Origin of the sequence: Sagittula sp. S175 (genome assembly GCF_049800975.1) — a bacterium.
In the GTDB taxonomy this organism is placed as follows: Bacteria; Pseudomonadota; Alphaproteobacteria; order Rhodobacterales; family Rhodobacteraceae; genus Sagittula.
The window spans coordinates 69,560-89,515 of the sequence record NZ_JBNAGB010000018.1 but is presented as its reverse complement, the minus strand read 5'-3'; the positions used below and the strand labels follow the sequence as shown (position 1 = coordinate 89,515).

The 19,956-nt window shown below is 65.9% G+C and carries 19 protein-coding genes; 14 read left to right on the top strand and 5 right to left on the bottom strand.

What is annotated here, in order from left to right; translation table 11 throughout:
* Position 1 precedes the first annotated feature (1 nt).
* Positions 2–1,414 carry an allantoinase PuuE gene (puuE, locus tag ACP16H_RS19290; protein ID WP_425073878.1) on the bottom strand — a complete coding sequence of 471 codons (1,413 nt, stop codon included), beginning with the start codon at positions 1,412–1,414 and terminating at the stop codon, positions 2–4.
* A 492-nt stretch (positions 1,415–1,906) separates the two neighbouring features.
* Here puuE and smpB point away from each other — a divergent pair, with 492 nt between their 5' ends.
* The 4 genes from smpB to ACP16H_RS19270 all read left to right on the top strand — a co-directional run bounded on the left by smpB (position 1,907) and on the right by ACP16H_RS19270 (position 4,899).
* Positions 1,907–2,380: an SsrA-binding protein SmpB gene (gene smpB, locus ACP16H_RS19285; protein ID WP_425073877.1), complete on the top strand. Its 474-nt coding sequence runs from the start codon at positions 1,907–1,909 to the stop codon at positions 2,378–2,380.
* 105 nt (positions 2,381–2,485) lie between these two features.
* Positions 2,486–2,767: a hypothetical protein gene (locus tag ACP16H_RS19280; RefSeq protein ID WP_425073876.1), complete on the top strand. Its 282-nt coding sequence runs from the start codon at positions 2,486–2,488 to the stop codon at positions 2,765–2,767.
* 90 nt (positions 2,768–2,857) lie between these two features.
* A complete protein-coding gene (gene sseA, locus ACP16H_RS19275; RefSeq protein WP_425073875.1) occupies positions 2,858–3,715 on the top strand; it encodes a 3-mercaptopyruvate sulfurtransferase in 858 nt (285 codons plus the stop codon).
* Positions 3,715–4,899, top strand: coding sequence for an aromatic amino acid transaminase (locus ACP16H_RS19270; protein ID WP_425073874.1), 1,185 nt, complete (start codon positions 3,715–3,717; stop codon positions 4,897–4,899). The genes sseA and ACP16H_RS19270 overlap by 1 nt, the downstream gene beginning before the upstream one ends.
* Positions 4,900–5,220: 321 nt before the next feature.
* On the opposite strand, the gene ACP16H_RS19265 is transcribed toward ACP16H_RS19270, so the two are convergent.
* A complete protein-coding gene (locus tag ACP16H_RS19265) occupies positions 5,221–5,568 on the bottom strand; it encodes an antibiotic biosynthesis monooxygenase family protein (protein WP_425073873.1) in 348 nt (115 codons plus the stop codon).
* A 96-nt stretch (positions 5,569–5,664) separates the two neighbouring features.
* Complete coding sequence (locus tag ACP16H_RS19260; protein WP_425073872.1) at positions 5,665–5,982, bottom strand: NIPSNAP family protein; 318 nt, start codon at positions 5,980–5,982, stop codon at positions 5,665–5,667.
* 69 nt (positions 5,983–6,051) lie between these two features.
* Here ACP16H_RS19260 and ACP16H_RS19255 point away from each other — a divergent pair, with 69 nt between their 5' ends.
* Entirely contained in the window at positions 6,052–6,615 is a 564-nt protein-coding gene (locus ACP16H_RS19255) for a transcriptional regulator (RefSeq protein WP_425073871.1), read from the top strand.
* Here ACP16H_RS19255 and ACP16H_RS19250 read toward each other — a convergent pair.
* The gene (locus ACP16H_RS19250; protein WP_425073870.1) at positions 6,600–9,677 is read right to left on the bottom strand and encodes an error-prone DNA polymerase; all 3,078 of its coding nucleotides are present in this window, start codon (positions 9,675–9,677) and stop codon (positions 6,600–6,602) included. The two genes, ACP16H_RS19255 and ACP16H_RS19250, sit on opposite strands and share 16 nt — an antisense overlap.
* A gap of 331 nt (positions 9,678–10,008) precedes the next feature.
* Between ACP16H_RS19250 and ACP16H_RS19245 the strand changes: the two genes are divergently transcribed.
* From ACP16H_RS19245 to rlmH, 6 genes are all read left to right on the top strand, one after another.
* On the top strand, positions 10,009–11,091 hold the full coding sequence (locus tag ACP16H_RS19245) for a hypothetical protein (protein WP_425073869.1): 1,083 nt from the start codon (positions 10,009–10,011) through the stop codon (positions 11,089–11,091).
* 51 nt (positions 11,092–11,142) lie between these two features.
* Positions 11,143–12,150: a deoxyribose-phosphate aldolase gene (deoC, locus tag ACP16H_RS19240; RefSeq protein WP_425073868.1), complete on the top strand. Its 1,008-nt coding sequence runs from the start codon at positions 11,143–11,145 to the stop codon at positions 12,148–12,150.
* Between the two features lie 78 nt (positions 12,151–12,228).
* Positions 12,229–12,513, top strand: coding sequence for a hypothetical protein (locus tag ACP16H_RS19235; protein ID WP_425073867.1), 285 nt, complete (start codon positions 12,229–12,231; stop codon positions 12,511–12,513).
* 1 nt (position 12,514) lies between these two features.
* Positions 12,515–14,848, top strand: a complete 2,334-nt coding sequence (locus tag ACP16H_RS19230; RefSeq protein WP_425073866.1) for an aldehyde dehydrogenase family protein — start codon at positions 12,515–12,517, stop codon at positions 14,846–14,848.
* A gap of 225 nt (positions 14,849–15,073) precedes the next feature.
* Positions 15,074–15,472, top strand: a complete 399-nt coding sequence (gene rsfS, locus ACP16H_RS19225; RefSeq protein ID WP_425073889.1) for a ribosome silencing factor — start codon at positions 15,074–15,076, stop codon at positions 15,470–15,472.
* Positions 15,473–15,479: 7 nt separating this feature from the next.
* On the top strand, positions 15,480–15,950 hold the full coding sequence (gene rlmH, locus ACP16H_RS19220) for a 23S rRNA (pseudouridine(1915)-N(3))-methyltransferase RlmH (RefSeq protein WP_425073865.1): 471 nt from the start codon (positions 15,480–15,482) through the stop codon (positions 15,948–15,950).
* Between the two features lie 85 nt (positions 15,951–16,035).
* On the opposite strand, the gene ACP16H_RS19215 is transcribed toward rlmH, so the two are convergent.
* Positions 16,036–16,839: an undecaprenyl-diphosphate phosphatase gene (locus ACP16H_RS19215; RefSeq protein ID WP_425073864.1), complete on the bottom strand. Its 804-nt coding sequence runs from the start codon at positions 16,837–16,839 to the stop codon at positions 16,036–16,038.
* A gap of 231 nt (positions 16,840–17,070) precedes the next feature.
* Between ACP16H_RS19215 and ACP16H_RS19210 the strand changes: the two genes are divergently transcribed.
* From ACP16H_RS19210 to ACP16H_RS19200, 3 genes are all read left to right on the top strand, one after another.
* Positions 17,071–18,510 (top strand): NAD(P)-dependent oxidoreductase, encoded by a 1,440-nt coding sequence (locus tag ACP16H_RS19210; protein ID WP_425073863.1) that lies wholly within the window; start codon positions 17,071–17,073, stop codon positions 18,508–18,510.
* 195 nt (positions 18,511–18,705) lie between these two features.
* A complete protein-coding gene (locus ACP16H_RS19205; RefSeq protein WP_425073862.1) occupies positions 18,706–19,377 on the top strand; it encodes a hypothetical protein in 672 nt (223 codons plus the stop codon).
* Positions 19,378–19,463: 86 nt separating this feature from the next.
* Entirely contained in the window at positions 19,464–19,847 is a 384-nt protein-coding gene (locus ACP16H_RS19200; RefSeq protein ID WP_425073861.1) for a GFA family protein, read from the top strand.
* The last annotated feature ends 109 nt before the right edge of the window (positions 19,848–19,956 follow it).

Genomic DNA, 19,956 nt, shown 5'->3' with positions numbered 1-19,956 from the left:
GTTACAGCAGCGCTTCGAGCCGCAGGCGGGCGATGCGTTCGACCTGACGGCAGGCCTCGGCGAATTCGGTCTCTGCGTCGTTGTCGAGGCGTCGCTGGAAGGCGTCGAGGATCTGCGCCTTTGTGTGGTCGCGGACGGCGATGATGAAGGGGAAGCCCTGCTTTTCCGTATAGGCGGCGTTCAGTGCCTCGAACTGGCTGCGTTCGGCGTCGGTCAGCGCGTCCAGTCCCGCCGAGGCCTGCTCGGAGGTGCTGTCCTCGGTCAGGCGCTGGGCCTTTGCCAGTTTGCCCGCCAGATCAGGGTGGGCGCGCAGCACGGCGAGGCGCTCGTCGGGCGTGGCGCGGCGGAAGGCGCGGGCCAGCGCATTGGCCAGACCTGCGGGGCGGTCGTGGGCCGGACCCAGTTCGAGGTCGAAGGCGCGTTCGGCCACCCATGGGGAGTGCTCGTAAATCCCGCCGAAGGTGCCGACAAATGTGTCGTGGTCCATCTCGCTGGGGCGGGGTTTGCGGACGGGCGGATGGGTCTTTGCCCAGTGCTGCGCGATGTCGATGCGGCGGGCGACCCAGACGTCATCGAACTGCTGGATATGGTCGAGGAAGCGCATGAGGCCCGCGATCTTGCCGGGGCGACCGACAAGGCGGCAATGCAGGCCGACGCTCATCATGGCGGGTTTGCCGGCGTGGCCCTCGGCGCGGAGCGTGTCGAAGGCGTCGATCAGGTATTCCTCGAAATCATGCCCGGTGACCCAGCCCGGCGCGCCCGCAAAACGCATGTCGTTGGCTTCGAGCGTGTAGGGAATGACCAGCTGGTCGCGGTCCCCGACACGCAGCCAGTAGGGCAGATCGTCATCGTAAGTGTCTGAGATATATCCCAGAACGCCAGTCTCGGCGGTGAGGCGCACGGTGTTCATCGAGCAGCGGCCGGTGTACCAGCCGCGCGGCGCGTCGCCCACGACCTCGGTGTGCAGGCGGATGGCTTCGGCGATCTGGGCGCGCTCGACCTCTTCGGGCATGTCCTTGTGTTCGATCCACTTGAGCCCATGCGAGGCGATCTCCCACCCGGCGTCCTTCATGGCCTCGACCTGTTCGGGACTGCGCGCCAGCGCCGTGGCGACGCCATAGATGGTCAGCGGCAGGTTGCGCTGGGTGAAAAGGCGGTGCAGGCGCCAGAACCCGGCGCGCGCTCCGTATTCGTAGATCGATTCCATGTTCCAGTGACGCAGGCCGGGCCAGGGCTGCGAGCCGGGAATGTCCGACAGGAAGCCTTCGGACCCGGTGTCGCCGTGCAACAGGTTGTTTTCGCCGCCTTCCTCGTAGTTCAGGACGAACTGGACACAGACCTTTGCCCCGTTGGGCCATTGCGGATCGGGGCGGTTCGGGCCGTAGCCGATCATGTCGCGGGGGTAGCGGTTCATATGGAAGTCCTCTTTGCCGTCGCTTCCTGCAAAGCGGATTTGCCGGGGGCTTGGCAAGGGGGAGAGTGCGCATTGTGCCATGGCATCAGGCGAGGCGCCTTGTTCGCGGGCAGGGCCATAAGGTTGACGCAGGGTGCATGGAGCGAGCGGTCGCGTGAACGCAACGCACGCTGATAGATATGGGGGCGGTCTGGGTCAAATCCACAAGGCTGTTAGTGCATGTTCACCATACTTAACCTGCTTGAAGGGGTGAACCGGCCGGATTGCCGGGGTTTTCCGGCCGGTTGTTAACCGGATTCTTGTCTGGATTGTTTTTGGAATTTTAAGTCGCCTTCATGTGGGGTGCGGGCGTTAATCGTGCAAATTTTCTGATCGCCTGAGGGCGGAGACTTGGTATTTCTCCGGGGCCCTTTCCTTGGAAGAAAGCGGCGGGATGCACCGCAAATCGGTCCATATGGACAACCGGCCCTGGCGCGCCTATCTAAACCCACCATGGCCAAGAAACCGAAGACAGACCCGAACTACAAGATCATCTCCGAGAATCGGAGGGCGCGCTACGATTATGCCATCGAGGATGACATCGAGTGCGGGATCATCCTCACGGGGTCCGAGGTGAAATCGCTCCGTGAGAAGTCCGGCAACATCGCCGAGAGTTACGCTGCCGTCGAGGAGGGCGAGCTGTGGCTGGTGAACAGCTACATCGCGCCCTACGAGCGCGCCATGTTCAAGCACGAGGAAAAGCGGCGCCGGAAGCTTTTGGTTTCGAAAAAAGAGCTTTCCAGACTGTGGAATGTGACCCAGCGCCAAGGCATGACCCTCGTTCCTCTGGTGATGTATTTCAACCATAAGGGGATCGCCAAGATCAAGCTGGGCATCGCCAAGGGTAAGAAAAACCACGACAAACGCGAGACGGAAGCCAAGCGGGATTGGTCCCGCCAGAAGCAGCGGCTTCTCAAGCAGTCGTAACGGGGAAATTTCCCTCACAGCTTCCCGTAGAAACTGGTAACACGTCTTGGTAGAGCCGGGTCGCGTCAAAGTTGGGCGCGTCTCAGCGTGAAAGGCAAGATGGGAATGGGCGTCGTGATCGGGCTGATCGCGGGCGTCTCGGGGGCAATGCTCGTGGGGCGCCTGATACGGGGATATGATCAGGGGTGGATCGTGAGCGGGCTGGCGGGCCTTCTGGGGGGCGGGCTGGCGCTGGCTGCACTGGGGTTGCCGGGTGCGCATGGTCTTGCCTATGCGCCGCAGGGGTCAGTGGTGGTCCTGCTGACGCAGCAGGCGCTGGCCGGGCTGGTCGGCGGTGCGGTGATCCAGGGCACCGTGGGATTTCTGCGCGATTTGCTGTTGAAATAAGGGATTTGCGGCGCGGCGCGGCACCGGATCACCTTGCATGATCGCGCGCGCTTGCCTAAGCGTGTGCTGCAAGGCAACGCGAGGTGCATGATGGCCACTGACGATCCCAAGGTGCTGGTTTCGACGGACTGGCTGTCGAAACATCTCAACGACCCGGACCTGCGCATTCTGGATGCCAGCTGGTATCTTCCGGACATGGGGCGCGACGCAAAGGCGGAATACGCCGAGGCGCATATCCCCGGAGCGCGGTTCTTTGACATCGACGACGTGTCCGACGCGCGGTCCGAGCTGCCGCACATGGCGCCGGAGCCGGAGAAGTTCATGTCGCGGATGCGCGCCATGGGCGTGGGCGACGGGCATCAGGTGGTGGTCTATGACGGCGCGGGCGTGTTCTCGGCGGCGCGGGTCTGGTGGCTGTTCAAGCTGATGGGCAAGGACGACATCGCCGTGCTGGACGGTGGTCTGCCGAAGTGGCAGGCCGAGGGCCGCGAGATCGAGGATCTGCCGCCGGTGATCCGCGACCGCCACATGACGGTGCGGCGTCAGGCGCATCTGGTGCGCGACGTGACGCAGGTCAGCGCCGCGGCCAAGCTGAAGGATCACGAGATCCTCGACGCGCGATCCCTCGGCCGCTTTGCCGGGGCAGAGCCCGAGCCGCGCGCGGGTCTGCGCTCGGGTCATATTCCTGGCTCAAAGAGCATGCATTATAAGCGCCTGTTGACGGAGGAGGGCAGCCTGAAGGCGCCCGACGCCCTGCGCGCGGAATTCGAGGCGGCAGGCGTCGACCTCTCGAAGCCGGTCATCACGAGCTGTGGCTCGGGGGTGACGGCGGCCATCATCAACCTGGCGTTGGAGGTCATCGGCAAGACGGACCACGCGCTGTATGACGGGTCATGGGCGGAATGGGGTGCATTCCCGACGCTGCCCGTCGCTACCGGAGAGAACTGATGTTCGAACTTCTCAAGGAACAACCCGCAGACAAGATCCTGATGCTGATGCAGGCCTTCAAGGAAGACCCGCGCGATCAGAAGATCGACCTGGGCGTCGGCGTCTACAAGGACGCGCAGGGCCGGACCCCGGTGATGCGCGCCATCAAGGCGGCGGAAAAGAAGCTGTGGGAGATCGAGGACACCAAGACCTACACCGGTCTAGCGGGCGACATCGGCTATGCCGACGCCATGGTCGACCTGCTGCTGGGCGACGCGGTCCCGCGCGACGCGGTGGCGGCGGCGGCGACGCCGGGCGGTACGGGCGCGGTGCGTCAGGGCTTTGACCTTGTGCGGATGGCGAACCGCGAGGCGCGGGTGTTCGTCAGCGATCCGACCTGGCCGAACCACCTGTCGATCCTGAAGCACATGGAAATGCACATGGTGCCCTATCGGTATTTCAATGCCGAGACGCGGGGCGTGGATTTCGACGGCATGATGGAAGACATCGCCGATGCGCGCATCGGCGACGTGGTGCTGCTGCACGGCTGCTGCCACAACCCGACCGGCGCGAACCTGACCACCGAGCAGTGGCAGCAGGTGATCGACCTCCTGAAGAAGACCGGCGCCGTGCCGATGATCGACATCGCCTACCAAGGCTTTGGCGACGGTCTGGACGAGGACGCCGAGGGCACCCGCATGGTGGCCGCCCAGCTGCCCGAGGTGCTGATTGCCGCGTCGTGCTCCAAGAACTTTGGCGTGTACCGCGAGCGCACCGGACTGTTGCTGGCCGTGGCGCACGATGAAGCGCGCCGCAAGGTCAACCAAGGGATGCTGAACTACCTGAACCGGCAGAACTATTCCTTCCCGCCGGACCACGGGGCCCGTCTGGTGACGATGGTCTTGCAGGACCCGGAGCTGCGCGCCGACTGGGAAGCAGAGGTCAAGGAAATCCGCGAGGGCGTGCTGGCGCTGCGTCAGCAGCTGGCGGCGGAACTGAAGCGGCTGACGAATTCGGACCGTTTCGATTTCCTCGCCGAGCATCGCGGCATGTTCTCGCGTCTGGGCGCCACGCCCGAGCAGGTCGAGAAGATGCGCGTGGACAGCGGCATCTACATGGTGGGCGATTCGCGCATGAACATGGCCGGCCTGAACAAGGATACCGTGCCGGTGCTGGCAAAGGCGATCGTCGACGCCGGGGTGTAAGACCGGCGTCTTGGCCCGATCGGCGGATCGCGGTTTTCCAGAAATTGAGCGGGGGGTGTGGCTGGCGCCACGCCCCCCGCGCTTTTTGTCTCGGCTGCGGCCTTTGGCCTCCGCCTCGGCGGAGCAGGCGGCTTGGGACTCACCAAGGCAAAGACCCTGGCCTGCGCCGTCCATCACCTGAGCCTTGCCTGACAGCCGCTGCCGCCCGGAGCAAGGAAAATAGCGGTTTCCCCTGCGGGGAGCCTCCGCGATTTTCCTTGCCCCGGGCCGCAGCGCCCGTCTGTCCGGTCTCAGGCGACGGACGGCTCCGAGGCAAAGGCCTCAGCCCGAATGGTGAGCGTGGCTGTCGGCGGGGGCCTCGGCGCGGTCGTGTTTGCCGTAGTCGCGCAGGACATGGGCGACGCGGAGGCGGTAGTCGTCGAAGAGCGCGTTGCGTCCGGCGGATTGTGCGGCGCGGTGCTTTTCCAGCGCGCGCCAGCGGTCGACGGCGGCCTCGTCCTCGAAGAAGGAGATCGACAGGAGTTTGCCGGGATTGGTGAGGGACTGGAAGCGTTCGACGGAGATGAAGCCTTCGACCTGTTCCACCAGAGGGCGCATGGTGGCGGCGATGTCGAGGTAGGCGTCCTGTTTGCCCTCGGCGGGGATGACTTCGAAGATGATGGCGATCAAGGTATATTCCGTTTCTTTGCTGAAGGGTGGCGGGAAACCCGGTCGACCGGAGGGAAAGGCAGGGTTTGCCGTCTCCGATCAAACGGAATGTGCCCGCTATGTTCCATGTGGTGTCGAGGTCAGCTTCAGGAAGGTGCGGTCCTCGCGCAAGATGAACCTTTCTGATTGCGCGAATTCGTAGTTCTCGCGGCCGAGTGGATCGGCGGCGAGGCTTTTCCGATATCGTTCGTAATCGGCCAGCGAGGCGACGTTGTAGATGCCGTAGGCGAGGGTGGTCGAGCCTTCGTGCGGGGCGTAGTAGCCGATGAGCTCGGCGCCGTTGCGCGGGATGCACTGGCCCCAGTTCTGGGCGTAACGTTCGAATTGCGCCTTTTTCGTCGGGTCGATCTGGTAGCGGATGATGCAGGTCAGCATGGGTCTCTCCTTTGGATGGGCCCAAGGTAGCAGCTTGCAGTGCGCGAATGCTTCGGTCGGGGTCGAAGCATGAAAACAGGTCCTGACATGGCCGCCGTGGCGGCGCTGATCGGCGATCCGGCGCGGGCCAACATGCTGGCGGCGCTGATGGGCGGGCGTGCCTTGACGGCGCGTGAGATGGCGGAGGAGGCCGGGGTCACGGCGCAGTCGGCGGGCCACCAGCGCACCCGGACGGGGCCAAAGGATGTCGCGCTGCGCGAGGCGCGGGTCTGCTACAACCACCTCGCCGGAGAGATGGGCGTGCGGATGTTCGACTCGCTTGCGAGGCGCGGACTGATCCGGGTCGAGGGCGAGGATGTGGCGCTGACCGAGGCAGGGGAGGGGTTTGCCGAGGGGTTCGGCATCGACCTTGCGCCGCTTCGCAGGGCGCGCGCGCCGCTGTGCCGCGCCTGCCTGGACTGGAGCGTGCGGCGCAGTCATCTGGCGGGCAGCCTGGGGCGGGCGCTGATGGCGCGGATGCTGGAACAGGGCTGGGCGCGGCGCGATCCGCAGGGGCGCGCGATCCGGTTCACGGCACAGGGGCGGCGGGCCTTCGATGCGGCCTTTCCGGCGATGGATCAGGAGCGCGTCTGACTGCCCTTGTGGTTTTCCCATGTCCGCGTGATCGGCCCCGGCATGTCGCGGGGGTGGCGCGCCTTGACCGTGGCAAGCTGCGTTCGTGCTTCTTTGGTTTCACAAATACCCTCGGGGGGAGCTCCGAAGGAGCGGGGGGCAGAGCCCCCTTGCGCCCCGTCCACAGCCGCGGGCGGCGTCAGCAGGTGCCGCAGCAATGCCACGGGATGGGCGCGCAGCGACAGGCGCATGGCGACGTAATCCTCGACGACCTCTTCGCCCAGGGTCATCTGCGGCAGCAGGGCGGCGGGTTCCTGGATCGCCTCGCCGTCGAGGTCCCCCGAGAACAGCGGCAGTTCCGGTCCCTTCACCAGGGCCTTGGCCTCCCACAGCGCTTCGCGGCGGTTCAGCCCCAGAGAGGTGAAGGCATCCGCCTCGGCCAGGCGCGCCAGCAGCGCGGGGGCCAGCCCGGCGCGGCGCCAGACGTCGCGCACCGTGCGGTAGCCGTTGCCCCGCGCGCCGGCGATCCAGGCGGCATCGTCTTCGGGCAGGCCCTTGATCTGGCGAAAGCCGAGCCGCAGCGCCAGACCGCCCCGCCCGTCCGGTTCCATCACGTTGTGCCAGTAGCTGGCGTTGATGTCGACGGGGCGCACCTGCACGCCGTGTTCGCGCGCATCGCGCACGATCTGGGCGGGGGCGTAGAATCCCATGGGCTGGGCGTTCAGCAACGCGCAGGCGAAGATGCCGGGGTGGTGGCATTTCAGCCAGGCGGAGGCATAGACGAGCAGGGCAAAACTGGCGGCGTGGCTTTCGGGGAAGCCATACGATCCGAACCCTTCGATCTGGGAAAAGCAGCGCTCGGCGAAGTCGGGATCATAGCCGTTCGCTGCCATGCCGCGCAGGAAGCGGGTGCGGAACTCTGACACGCTGCCATGTTTCTTGAAGGTCGCGAGGGAGCGGCGCAGGCGATCGGCCTCGGTGGGCGTGAAATTTGCCCCGGTGATGGCGATCTGCATGGCCTGTTCCTGGAACAGCGGCACGCCCAGCGTCTTGGCCAGCACGCGGCCCAGGTCGTCCGAGGGGAAGGTCACCGGCTCCTCGCCGTTACGGCGGCGGATGTAGGGATGGACCATGTCGCCCTGGATCGGGCCGGGGCGGATGATGGCCACCTCGATCACCAGGTCGTAGAAGTTGCGCGGCTGCATGCGTGGGAGAAAGTTCATCTGCGCGCGGGATTCGACCTGGAAGACGCCAAGGCTGTCCGCGCTCGAGAGCATCCGGTAGACCTTTGGGTCCTCCTGCGGGAGGGTGGCGAGGGTCCACGTCTGGTTGTGGTGCGCCTTTATCAGGTCAAAGGCCTTGCGGATGCAGGTGAGCATCCCGAGGCTGAGCACGTCGATCTTCAGGATGCCAAGCGCGTCGATGTCGTCCTTGTCCCAGCAGATCACGGTGCGCCCCTCCATGGCGGCGTTCTCGATGGGGACGAGTTCGTCGAGGCGGCCTTCGGTGATAATGAAGCCGCCGACATGCTGCGAAAGGTGGCGCGGGAAGCCGATGATCTCGTAGATCAGTTCCATCGTCAGTTGCAGGCGGCGGTCGGTGGGGTCGAGGCCGATCTCACGCATGCGTTCATCCTCGAGGCCCCTGGTGGAAAAAAACCCCCAGAGCTGGCTGGAGAGCGCGGCGAGGGTGTCGTTCGACAGGCCCATGGCACGGCCGACCTCGCGGATGGCGCGCTTGCCGCGGTAGTGGATGACGGTGGCGCAGAGGCCCGCGCGATGGCGGCCGTAGCGTTCGTAGATGTGCTGGATGACCTCCTCGCGGCGCTCGTGTTCAAAGTCGACGTCGATGTCGGGCGGCTCGTCCCGCGCCTCTGACACGAAGCGCTCGAAGACCATGGTGCCGATCTCGGGCGAGACCGAGGTGATCCCAAGGCAGTAGCAGGTGATGGAATTGGCCGCCGAGCCGCGCCCCTGGCAGAGGATGCCGCGCGAGCGGGCAAAGGCGACGATGTCGCGGACGGTCAGGAAGTAGGGCTCGTATTTCAGCTTGCCGATGAGGTCGAGCTCATGAGCCAGCTGCCGGCGCGCACTGTCGGGGGCCCCTTGGGGGTAGCGCCAGTCCAGCCCCTCGTGGGCAAGGCGGGACAGGCGCTGGGGCGCGGTTTCCTGCGCGGTGACCTCGGAGGGGTATTCATAGCGCAGCGAGGCAATGTCGAAGGTACACCGCTGCGCCAGCGCGCCGGCACGGTCTACGGCTTCGGCGTGGGGGCCAAGCAGGCGGCGCATCTCGGCCTCGGAGCGCAGGCGTAGTTCGGCATTGGCCATGGCACTGCGGCCAAGATCGTCGACCTGCTGGCCGGTGCGGATCGCGGTCAGCACATCGGCCATCCGGCGGCGGCGTCCGTGATGCATCATGGGCGCGGCGCTGGCTATCGTCGTCATGTCGAGACGTTCGGCCAGCACGGCGACCATGTCGTAATGTTCCGCGTCGAGGCCGTCATAGGCGGGAGACATCACGAGATGCATCTGCCCGGGGAAGCGGCGTGACAGCCGTTGCGCCTGTTGCAGCCAGTCTCTCGCGCCGCCCTGCACCGTTGGTCTGCGTGGCGGGTGGAGCAGGAACTCGAGTCCCGAGAGATCGCCGGGCAGGTCCTCGAGCGACAGGTGACAGTCCCCCTTCGGCGAGCGGCGGCGCCCGAGGGTGAGCAGGCGGCACAGGGTGGCCCAGCCCGCGCGGCTGCTTGCGAGGGTGGTCATCTCCAGCCCTTCGCGAAAGCACAGGCGGGCGGCGGGAATCAGACGTGGCACGATGTCTAGGGGCAAGCCGGGCGGCTTTGGCAGATGCGGCGGTGCGGGTGGCCCGATCGGGCCGGTGCGGGCCAGGGCCTCGGCGCGCTCACGGATCTGGTGGGCGATCTCCCTTGCCTGCGTGTGTGCGCGCACGATCCCTGCCACCGAGTTGCGGTCGGCGATGGCAATTGCCCCGATCCCGAGAAGGGCGGCGCGCTCCACGTACTCCTCGGGGTGGGAGGCCCCGGTGAGGAAGGTGAAGTTGGAGGTGATGCAGAGTTCGGCGAACATGACTTGCAGTTTAGTTCATGATTTGTTCCTTTTGGAGTCTTGCTGTGGGGTGGCAGTCTTACCGTTGTTCCGCGTGGCTTCGGTGTGTCGTGGACCGTAGTTGAAGAAAGGGATGGGGGCTCTGCCCCCGCCGCTCCTTTGGAGCGACTCCCCCGCGGTATTTGGATCAAGATGAAAGCAGCGGCGCGCGCTTTTCCCTTCATCTTGATCCAAATACCCTCGGAGGGGGTCGTCGGAGCGGAGCGACGGCGAAACCCGGTTGGGGGCGCCGCTTGAAGGCAGTGGAGGTTCCGTGCATAGGGCTTTGGCAGTGCGACGAAGGGATGGGTCCGTGCAGGATTTCGCGACATTGACGCTGGACGGCAGCGGGCTGGCACGGGTGCCGCGCGTGCGTGACGCGTTCCGCGAGGAGGATTACCTCGAGCGTTTCGACGCTGCGACGCTTTGGGTGGATGCGGTCTGGCGTGACGGGGTTGTGCGGCTGATCTGTCCGCGTCTGAACAACCTGCGCGGTGCAGTGGCCGGAGCGCTGTTCGCGCTGGATGGGCGGGCGGTGCGAGGACGCGTTCGCAATTACGACCGGCATTCGGTGGTGGCCTTGCGCTGTCACGAGGCGCCCGCGCGGGTATCGGTCGAGATCGGGGGCTGGCGGGGCGAGAGCATGGTGCATCGTGCCGACAGCGGACTGGACGGGTGCAACGTGCTGGTGACACTGTCGAAGGACAACGATCCGGCGTGGATCGAGGATTGGGTGCGCTTTCATGTCGTGCACCACGGCGCCGAGGCGGTGGTGTTTGTCGACAATGGCTCTGCCTATGGGGCGGAGGTCATCCGCGCGGCCATCGCGCGGGCGGGGATCGCGCCGGAGATGGCGCGGGTGCTGGTGACTGACCTGCCATATGGGCCGCGGGGCAAGAAGCCCTATGCCAATTCCGAGCTGTTCCTGCAGTTTTGCGTGTTGAACGCGGTGCGGCACAGGTTTCTTTGGAACGCCCGCGCGGTGTTGAACTGTGACATCGACGAGCTGGTGTTCTGCGAGGGCTCGATCTTTGACCGGGCGGTGGAGAGCCGTTTCGGCTATGTCGCCTTTCCCGGCTACTGGGTGCATCCTGAGCCGGGGTTCGAAGGGTTCCCGTCGCATCGTACGCATGGCTACCGCGAAGACCCGCGCAGAGAGTGCCCGGACAAGTGGTGCATGGTGCCTTCGGGGCCGCTGCGGGGGTTCGAATGGCGGCAGCACCGGCTGGAGCGGTTGCCCTTTCCGAGTTGGTTCCGGGGCGCGGCGGGATTCTGGCATTGCCGCAATGTCACCAATGGCTGGAAGCTGCTGAAGCGCACGCGCGTACAGGAGGCGACCGTGCCGGACGCGGCGTTGCAGCAGGCGGTTGCGGTCTTGCCGCAGCGGGACGCTTGAATTCGGGGCGCGCCGGGGGCAGGGTCGTCAGGCCGTGACAAGGAGGCCGCCATGAGTGTCAGCGAAGACGTGAGCATCGCGCAGGGTGTCAAGGACGCGCAGTTGCCGCAGGTCCACGAGCCGCGCAATCCGGGCATGGCGCTGGACATGGACTGGGTGCGCTCGGCACGGGCCAACCGGTCGGCCATCGAGCGGCGCGCGGCGAGCTTGCCGGGGCGGCGCACGGTGAAGAAGGATTACCAGGCGGCCTGGCTGGCGCGGGCGATTTCCTGCATCGACCTGACGACGCTGGCGGGGGATGACACGCCGGGGCGGGTGGCGCGGCTGTGCGCCAAGGCGAAGCAACCGGTGCGGGCGGACCTGCTGGAGGCTTTGGGTCTGCCGAATCTGACCGTCGGAGCGGTCTGCGTGTACCATGACATGATTGCGCCTGCCGTGGCGGCCCTGGACGGGTCAGGCATCCCGGTGGCCGCCGTGAGCACGGGGTTCCCGGCGGGGTTGTCGCCGTTCCACCTGCGCGTCGCCGAGATCGAGGAGAGCGTGAAGGCCGGTGCGGCGGAGATCGACATCGTGATCTCGCGCCGGTTGGTGCTGCGCGGCGACTGGCAGGACCTGTACGACGAGATGTGCGCCTTTCGGGCGGCCTGTGGCGAGGCGCATGTGAAGGCGATCCTGGCGACCGGCGAGTTGGGCACTCTGGCCAATGTGGCGCGGGCCTCGCTGGTCTGCATGATGGCCGGGGCGGATTTCATCAAGACCTCGACCGGCAAGGAGTCGGTGAACGCGACGCTGCCGGTGTCGCTGGTGATGATGAGGGCAATCCGCGAGTATCACGACCGGACCGGCATCCGCGTGGGCTACAAGCCTGCGGGCGGGATTTCCAAGGCGAAGGATTCGCTGGTCTACCTGTCGATGGTGAAGGAAGAGCTGGGCGACCGCTGGCTCAGGCCGGATCTGTTCCGCTTTGGCGCGTCGTCGTTGCTGGGCGATATCGAGCGGCAGTTGGAGCATCACGTGACGGGAGCCTATTCGGCGGGGTGGCGTCATGCGCTGGCCTGACCTTTCGGGTGCTCTGTCCGGGGAGTCGGGGCGAGCCCCGACCTACGCGACACTCAAGGGGCGCGCCTGATGGGCGGCATGAGCCCGCAGTGGTCGCTGGCCATGGTGGCGGTCTTTGCGGTCACGTTGGCGGGGGGCTGGCAGAAGTCGAAGATCCGCCGCGCGGTGCGCAACCTGTCGACGGCAGCGCGGCGCGCGTTGGGCGAGGGGCCGGACTATGCGCCTCCGGACGGGGAACTGACGCCGGAGTTGGCGGGATACGCGGCGCTGTACCGGCGCACGGAAATGATTGTCAAAGGCGTCTGGGTGATGGCGCTGATATGGCTGGCCTATGTGGTCTGGCTGGTGATGGGGAGCGCGTGAGATGGGCGTGAAGGAGATTTTCGACAGCATGGCCTATGGATCGGCCCCGGAGGCAGCGGGGGATGCGCTGGCGTGGATCGTGGATCGCGGCGCGGCTTTTGGCTGTTTCATCGACGGCGCGTTCAGCGAGCCGGGCGAGGCCTTCGAGACGCGCAATCCGGCCACCGGAGAGGTGCTGGCGACGCTCACCCAGGCTACGCAGGGCGACGTGGATGCGGCGGTGGCGGCGGCGCGGGCAGCCCAGCCGGAGTGGGAGGCGCTGGGCGGCAGGGGCCGGGCGCGGTATCTGTATGCGCTGGCGCGGATGTTGCAGAAACATGCCCGCCTGTTTGCAGTGCTGGAGACGCTCGACAATGGCAAGCCGGTGCGTGAGGCGCGCGACATCGACGTGCCTCTGGCGCAGCGGCATTTCTATTATCACGCCGGGTTGGCGCAGCTGATGGATCAGGAGTTGCCGGGGCGGCGCGCGCTGGGCGTCTGCGGTCAGGTGATCCCGTGGAACTTTCCGCTGCTGATGCTGGCGTGGAAGGTCGCGCCGGCGCTGGCCATGGGCAACACGGTGGTGTTGAAGCCTGCGGAGTGGACCTCGCTGACGGCGCTGCTGTTTGCGGATATCTGCCAGCAGGCGGGTCTGCCTGCGGGCGTGGTGAACATCGTGACCGGGGACGGTGCGGTGGGGGCCATGGTCGTGGATGCGGATGTGGACAAGGTGGCCTTTACCGGGTCGACCGAGGTGGGCCGCAAGATCCGCGAGGCGACGGCGGGGCGCGGGGTGGCGCTGACGCTCGAGCTGGGGGGCAAGTCACCCTACATCGTGTTCGAGGATGCCGACATGGATTCGGCGGTCGAGGGGCTGGTGGATGCCATTTGGTTCAACGGCGGACAGGTCTGCTGTGCCGGGTCGCGGTTGCTGGTTCAGGAAGGCATCGCGGAGGAGTTCCATCGCCGTCTGAAGGTGCGGATGGCGGCGCTGCGCGTCGGTGATCCGCTGGACAAGACAGTGGACGTGGGTGCCATCGTGGACCCGGAGCAGCGCGACCGGATCGCCGCGATGGTGTCGGGTTGTGGCGGAGAGGTCTTTACGCCGGAGGGCGAGATGCCGAACGGCTGTTTCTATCCGCCGACGCTGGTATCGGGACTGTCGCCCGCGGATCGGCTGATGCAGGAGGAGATCTTTGGTCCGGTGCTGGTGTCGTCGACCTTCCGCACGCCCTCCGAGGCGGTCGAGATCGCGAACAACACGCGGTACGGACTGGCGGCTTCGGTCTGGTCGGAGAACATCAACACCGCGTTGGAGATCGCGCCGAAGCTGGCGGCGGGGGTCGTCTGGGTGAATGGCACGAACATGTTCGACGCGAGCGCCGGGTTCGGTGGCGTGCGCGAGAGCGGATTTGGCCGGGAAGGTGGCTGGGAAGGTGCGCTGGCCTATACGCAGGTCGACGAGGTCTTGGCGGAACTGGCGCCGGTCGAAGCGTTCTCCGGCGAGCTGGTCGAGCCTCAGGCGGTGGATCGCACCGCCAAGATGTATATCGGCGGCAAGCAGGCGCGGCCCGATGGCGGCTATGCGCGGGTGATGTTCGATGCGTCGGGCAAGATGCTGGGGCAGGCGCCGATCGCCAACCGCAAGGACCTGCGCAACGCGGTCGAGGCTGCGCGGGGCGCGTCGGGCTGGGCCGGGGCGACGGCGCACAACCGCGCTCAGGTGTTGTATTACATCGGCGAGAACCTGTCGGCGCGGGCCGCCGAGTTCGCCACGGCGCTGGACCGGATGACCGGGCGGTCGGATGGGGCGGCGGAGGTTACGGCTTCGGTCGACCGGCTGTTCACCTATGCCGCTTGGGCAGACAAGTTCGAGGGCGCGGTCAAGCCGGTGCCTATGCGCGGCGTGGCCATGGCGCTGCACGAACCTTGTGGGGTGGTCGGGGCGCTGTGCCCGGATGAGCGGCCCTTGCTGGGGTTGGTGTCGCTGATGGCGCCGATCATCGCCATGGGAAACCGGGCCGTGCTGGTGGCGTCGGAGCCGTTCCCGCTGGCGGCGCTGGAGTTCATGCAGGTGCTGGAAACCTCGGACGTTCCGGGAGGGGTGGTGAACATCCTGACGGGCTCGGCGGCAGAGCTGGCGGGGACGCTGGCGACGCATATGGATGTGGACGCGGTCTGGAGTTTCGCCGGGCCGGACCTGTCGGGCGTGATCGAGCGCGGGGCGGCGGGTGTGCTGAAGCGGACATGGGTCGAGCGCGGGGCGCGCGACTGGCTGGGGGCGCAGGGCGAGGGCCGCGTGTTCCTGGAGGCCGCGACGGAGGTCAAGACGGTCTGGGTGCCTTACGGCGCCTGAACGGCGTCCGGTTGCAGGGGCTGCGGGGCTCCGCCCCGGCCTGTGAGGTCTGAAATCGCGGGTCCCGGGGCTTGCGTTTGCACGCGGAATCGGCATAGGAGCGCGCTCTTGTCATTCCGCTGTGCAGTGACATTGAGATTTTACGCTTTCGATGCTACCTTATGGGTATCCCGGCACCGGGGATTTGCGGTGCGAGACGCAAAGGAGGACGATGTCCTGTCTGCCATGCAACACGCGGATGCTTCCGCTGCAGCGAGTGGGCCTGTGACGGCCGCGACTCACCCGGACTACACCAGCGAGGAATTGCTGGCGGCGGTCCTCACCATCCTCGACGACAACAAGGCCGAAGATGTCGTGCAGATCGATCTGCGCGGCAAGACCTCTGTCTGCGATTACATGGTGATCGCCTCGGGGCGGTCGTCGCGTCAGGTGGCGGCGCTCGCCGAGAAGCTGTCCGAAGAGCTGAAACGCGATTTCGGGATCCTGTCCAAGATGGAGGGCAAGGAGACCGGCGACTGGGTGCTGATCGACACGGGCGACGTGGTCGTGCACCTGTTCCGCCCCGAAGTGCGCGAGTTCTACCAGCTCGAGAAGATGTGGGCGCCCCAGGCCGGTCAGGCCTGACCCAACGATGCGCGTACATCTATGCGTGGTGGGCCGGCTGCGGGCCGGTCCAGAGCGCGAACTTGTTTCCGATTACATCGACCGCTTCGACAAGACCGGGCGCGGGATGGGGCTGGGCCCCGTCACCGTGACCGAGGTGGAGGACCGCAAGGGCGGTGGCATGGCAGCCGAGGCGGTTCTGCTGCGCAAGGCCTTGCCGGGTGGTGCCAAGCTGTGTGTGCTGGATGAGCGTGGGCGGGTGATGACTTCGCCGGAGTTCGCGGGCGAGATGGCGAAGTGGCGCGATACGGGGTGTTCCGACGTGGCCTTTGTCATCGGTGGCGCGGACGGGATCGACCCGGCGCTGCGGGCCGAGGCGGACTTCGCCCTGAGTTTCGGCAAGATGGTCTGGCCGCATATGCTGGTGCGGGTGATGTTGTCGGAACAGTTGTACCGGGCGGCGTCGATCCTTGGCGGCGCGCCATACCACCGGGAGTGAGCGCTGGTGCGCTCAGCGAGAGTTCCACTCTCGCGCTCTCGGAGGTATTTGGGTCAAGATGAAGGGGCGCGGGCGGCGCCCCTTGTCATGTGAAGGCGATGGCCAGCAGGATCGCGCCAAGGATGATGCGGTAGATAACGTAGGGTGTGAAGCTGACGGAGCGCAGGAGGCGCATCATCAGGGTCAGCGCGGCGAGGGCGGCGGCAAAGGCGAAGGCGGCACCGATGGCCGCGTCGCGCAGCAGGCCGGGGGTGGTTTCGCCGATCACGTCCAGCGCCAGCAGGCCGCCCGAGGCCATGATGGTCGGGATCGACATGAGCATGGAGAGTTTGGCGGCGTCGTGGCGGGTGTAGCCCAAGAAGCGGCCCGCCGTGATGGTAATGCCCGAGCGCGAGGTGCCGGGGATCAGGGCGACGGCTTGCCAGAGGCCCATCTTGATCGCGTCCGTCGGGGTCCAGTCCGAGGCTTCGAGTTCCTGCGGGCCGGTACGGTCGGCCCACCAGAGCACGACGCCGAAGATCAGCATGGTGGCGCCAATGACGGCCGTGGAGCGCAACAGGTCGTTGAGGCCGGTGACCTTCATCACGAGGCCGATCAGGATCACCGGGATGGTGGCGATCAGCAAAAGGAAAGCGAGGCGCGCGCCGGGGGTGTCGGTCCTGCCCGTCAACATGCGGGGGGTGCCGATGGCGGCTTCGCGCACGTCGCGCCAGAAGTAGAGGATGACCGCGCCGAGGGTGCCAACGTGCACCGCCACGTCGATGGCGAGGCCCTGGTCCTGCATGCCGGTGAGGGCCGGGAGGAGGATCAGGTGGCCCGATGAAGAAATTGGCAGGAATTCGGTGATGCCTTGGATCAGGGCAAGAATCAGTAGGTGCAGCAGCGGCATGGCTGTATCCTTTGGTGAGCCTGCGCGCAGGTATAGACCCATGATTCACAATGGGAAGGGTGAAATTGGGTCCGGGATGATACCTAAATTTCCGTGAGTGGAGCGAACTTTCGCGCTCGGGACCTTGGAAAAGCGCATTTAGGTCAGCTTTTCTGACTTTTCTTTGTGCGAGGCCTTGGATATTGAGGCGCGACACACTCGAAGTCTATTCCTGCAGAAGGTTCGCGACCCATGGCAAAGCAGCCGATGTTGAAATTCGTCACCACCGCGCGTGAAATGCCGCAGAAGCGTGAGGCGGGGGTCCGCAACAAGGATTTCGACGAGATCTATGCCGAGTTCGCCAAGGCCAAGGCCGAGGAGCAGGCGTCGCGCTGCTCGCAGTGCGGTGTGCCGTATTGCCAGAGCCACTGCCCGCTGCACAACAACATCCCCGACTGGCTGCGCCTGACGGCGACGGGTCGTCTGGAGGAAGCCTACCAGATCAGCCAGGCGACGAACACCTTCCCGGAGATCTGTGGCCGCATCTGCCCGCAGGATCGCCTGTGCGAGGGCAACTGCGTGATCGAGCAGTCGGGCCATGGCACCGTGACCATCGGGTCGGTCGAGAAGTACATCACCGATACCGCCTGGGAAAACGGCTGGGTGAAGCCTGCCGCGCCTGCGGTGGAGCGTTCTGAGAGCGTCGGTATCATCGGCGCTGGCCCGGGCGGGCTGGCCGCTGCCGACATGCTGCGTCGCGCTGGTGTGCAGGTCACGGTCTATGACCGCTATGACCGCGCGGGCGGTCTGCTGACCTACGGCATCCCCGGCTTCAAGCTGGAGAAGGACGTGGTCATGCGTCGCGTCGAGCAGCTGGAGCAGGGCGGCGTGCGCTTTGTGCTGAACTGCAACGTGGGCGAGGACATGTCCTTTGAGGAGATCCGCGCACAACATGATGCGGTCATCATCGCCATCGGCGTCTACAAGTCGCGTGACCTTGGCGGGCCGGGTGCCGGTGCCAAGGGTATCGTGAAGGCGCTGGATTACCTGACGGCGTCGAACAAGACGGCGAACTTTGGCGACTCCGTGGCCGAGTTCGAGGACGGTACGCTGAACGCCAAGGGCAAGCGCGTGGTGGTCATCGGCGGTGGTGACACCGCGATGGACTGCGTGCGGACCGCGATCCGTCAGGGCGCGGAGTCGGTGAAGTGCCTCTATCGTCGTGACCGCGCCAACATGCCCGGCTCGCAGCGCGAAGTGCAGAACGCCGAGGAAGAAGGCGTGGTGTTCGAGTGGCTGACCGCGCCGGTGGGCTTCAAGGGCGGTGACGTTGTCAGCGCCGTGACCGTGCAGAAAATGCGCCTTGGTGCGCCGGATGCGTCCGGTCGTCAGAGCCCGGAGCTGATCGAAGGTTCGGATTACGACGAGCCTGCCGATCTGGTGGTGAAGGCGCTGGGTTTCGAGCCGGAAGAGCTGCCGAAGCTTTGGGGCACGGACGGGCTGGAAGTGACCCGCTGGGGCACCGTGAAGGCGGAGTTCACTACGGGCCGCACCTCGGCCGAGGGGGTCTATGCGATAGGCGACATCGTGCGCGGTGCCTCGCTGGTGGTCTGGGCAATCCGCGACGGGCGCGACTGTGTGGAGGCCCTGCTGGGAGATCTTAACGCCAAGGCGGCGGTCGCGGCAGAATGATCCAGGCGTGTGCCTTTTGGCGCACGACGACCGGATAGATTGCAAGAACCGGCCGGTTTGCCCGGTCATTCCGGCCGGTTGTTAACCCGATGTGCAGATATGCACAGGGGGCTTCTGACAAAGGTTAAGCGTCAGCGAGGCTGACCCGAAAGGCGGAAAAGGTTGAGAAAGCGTGAAGCAATGCAGGGTGTTTGCGTGGCGGGGCTGATGGCCCTTGCGCCTGCGTCCTTGCATGCGGCGCAGCTTTTCACGCCGCCGGAGGGCTGCGAGGTTTTCCTGACCGTGCAGATGAACCAGTGCCGGGTGGAGCATCACTATGAATGCGCCGCGTCCGGGACGGATCGCTGGCGGATCGTCTACCTCGAAGAGGGGCCAGTGTTCCTGAGCCGGATCGACGCCGAGGCGCAGTGGGTGTCCTCGGTCGATCTGCCCACGGGAAACGAGACGGTGACGGTACTGCCGCCGCGTGATCCGGCGTCTGTGTCCAACCTGTTGGCGACCGGTGCCGATACCTTTGATTTCGACCAGCGCCGCGCCGATGGCAGCATTGAGCGTATCCGGGGCGAGGACCGCATCGTCGAGCGCAACGTGCTGATCGACGGCGAGGTGCTGAACCGCACCGCCTTTACCGTGACCTACGAGACGGCGGACGGGCAGGAAATCGGGCGCTACACCGGGGCGGAATACGTGTCGGATACGCACCGCAAGTTCTTTGCCGGGCGGGGGACGAGCCTGTTCGACGGGGTGCAGTCGTCCTTCGACCGCACGCCGCGCGAGTTCATCTATCCGGGCGAGGCGGGCTTTGCCTCGGTCGTGCCGCTGTATGACTGCGGCGAGATGATCAGCGCGCTGGAGGTGCGGTCATGAGCGCGCGCGCCGGTGAGATTCGTGCCGGGGAACAGGTTGGTGGCTGCCTGTGCGGGGCGGTCCGTTTTTCTGCGAAAAACGTGCCCGTGGCTGTCGGTGCGTGCCATTGCGAGATGTGCCGCCGCTGGACGGGGTCTGCGCTGATTGGCGTGACGGTCCCGACGGAGGACGTGGTCTGGTCGGGGGAGGTCTCGGTCATACAGTCGTCGGACTGGGCGGAGCGCGGGTTCTGTGCGCGCTGCGGATCTGGGCTGTATTTCCGGGTGACGCGCGAGGGGCAGTGGTTCGGCAAGACGGAATTGCCGATCGGGATATTTGACGATGCCGACGGGTTCGAGATGACGAACGAGATCTACATCGACCACAAGCCGGACAGCTTTGCCTATGCGGGTGAGGGGCGGCGGTTGCTGACGCGCCAGGACTGCGTCGAGCGGTTTGGTGTGCTGGAGGGCGGTGGCCCGGAGGATTGAGGCCTGCGCGCGTGACGCCGTGGGTTTGAGTATTTGGAAAGCAGAGAAGCTGGGGCTTTGGCGCTTTTCGGGAATTGGGTCGCGAGACCCTGTGGACTGAGACGGCCCG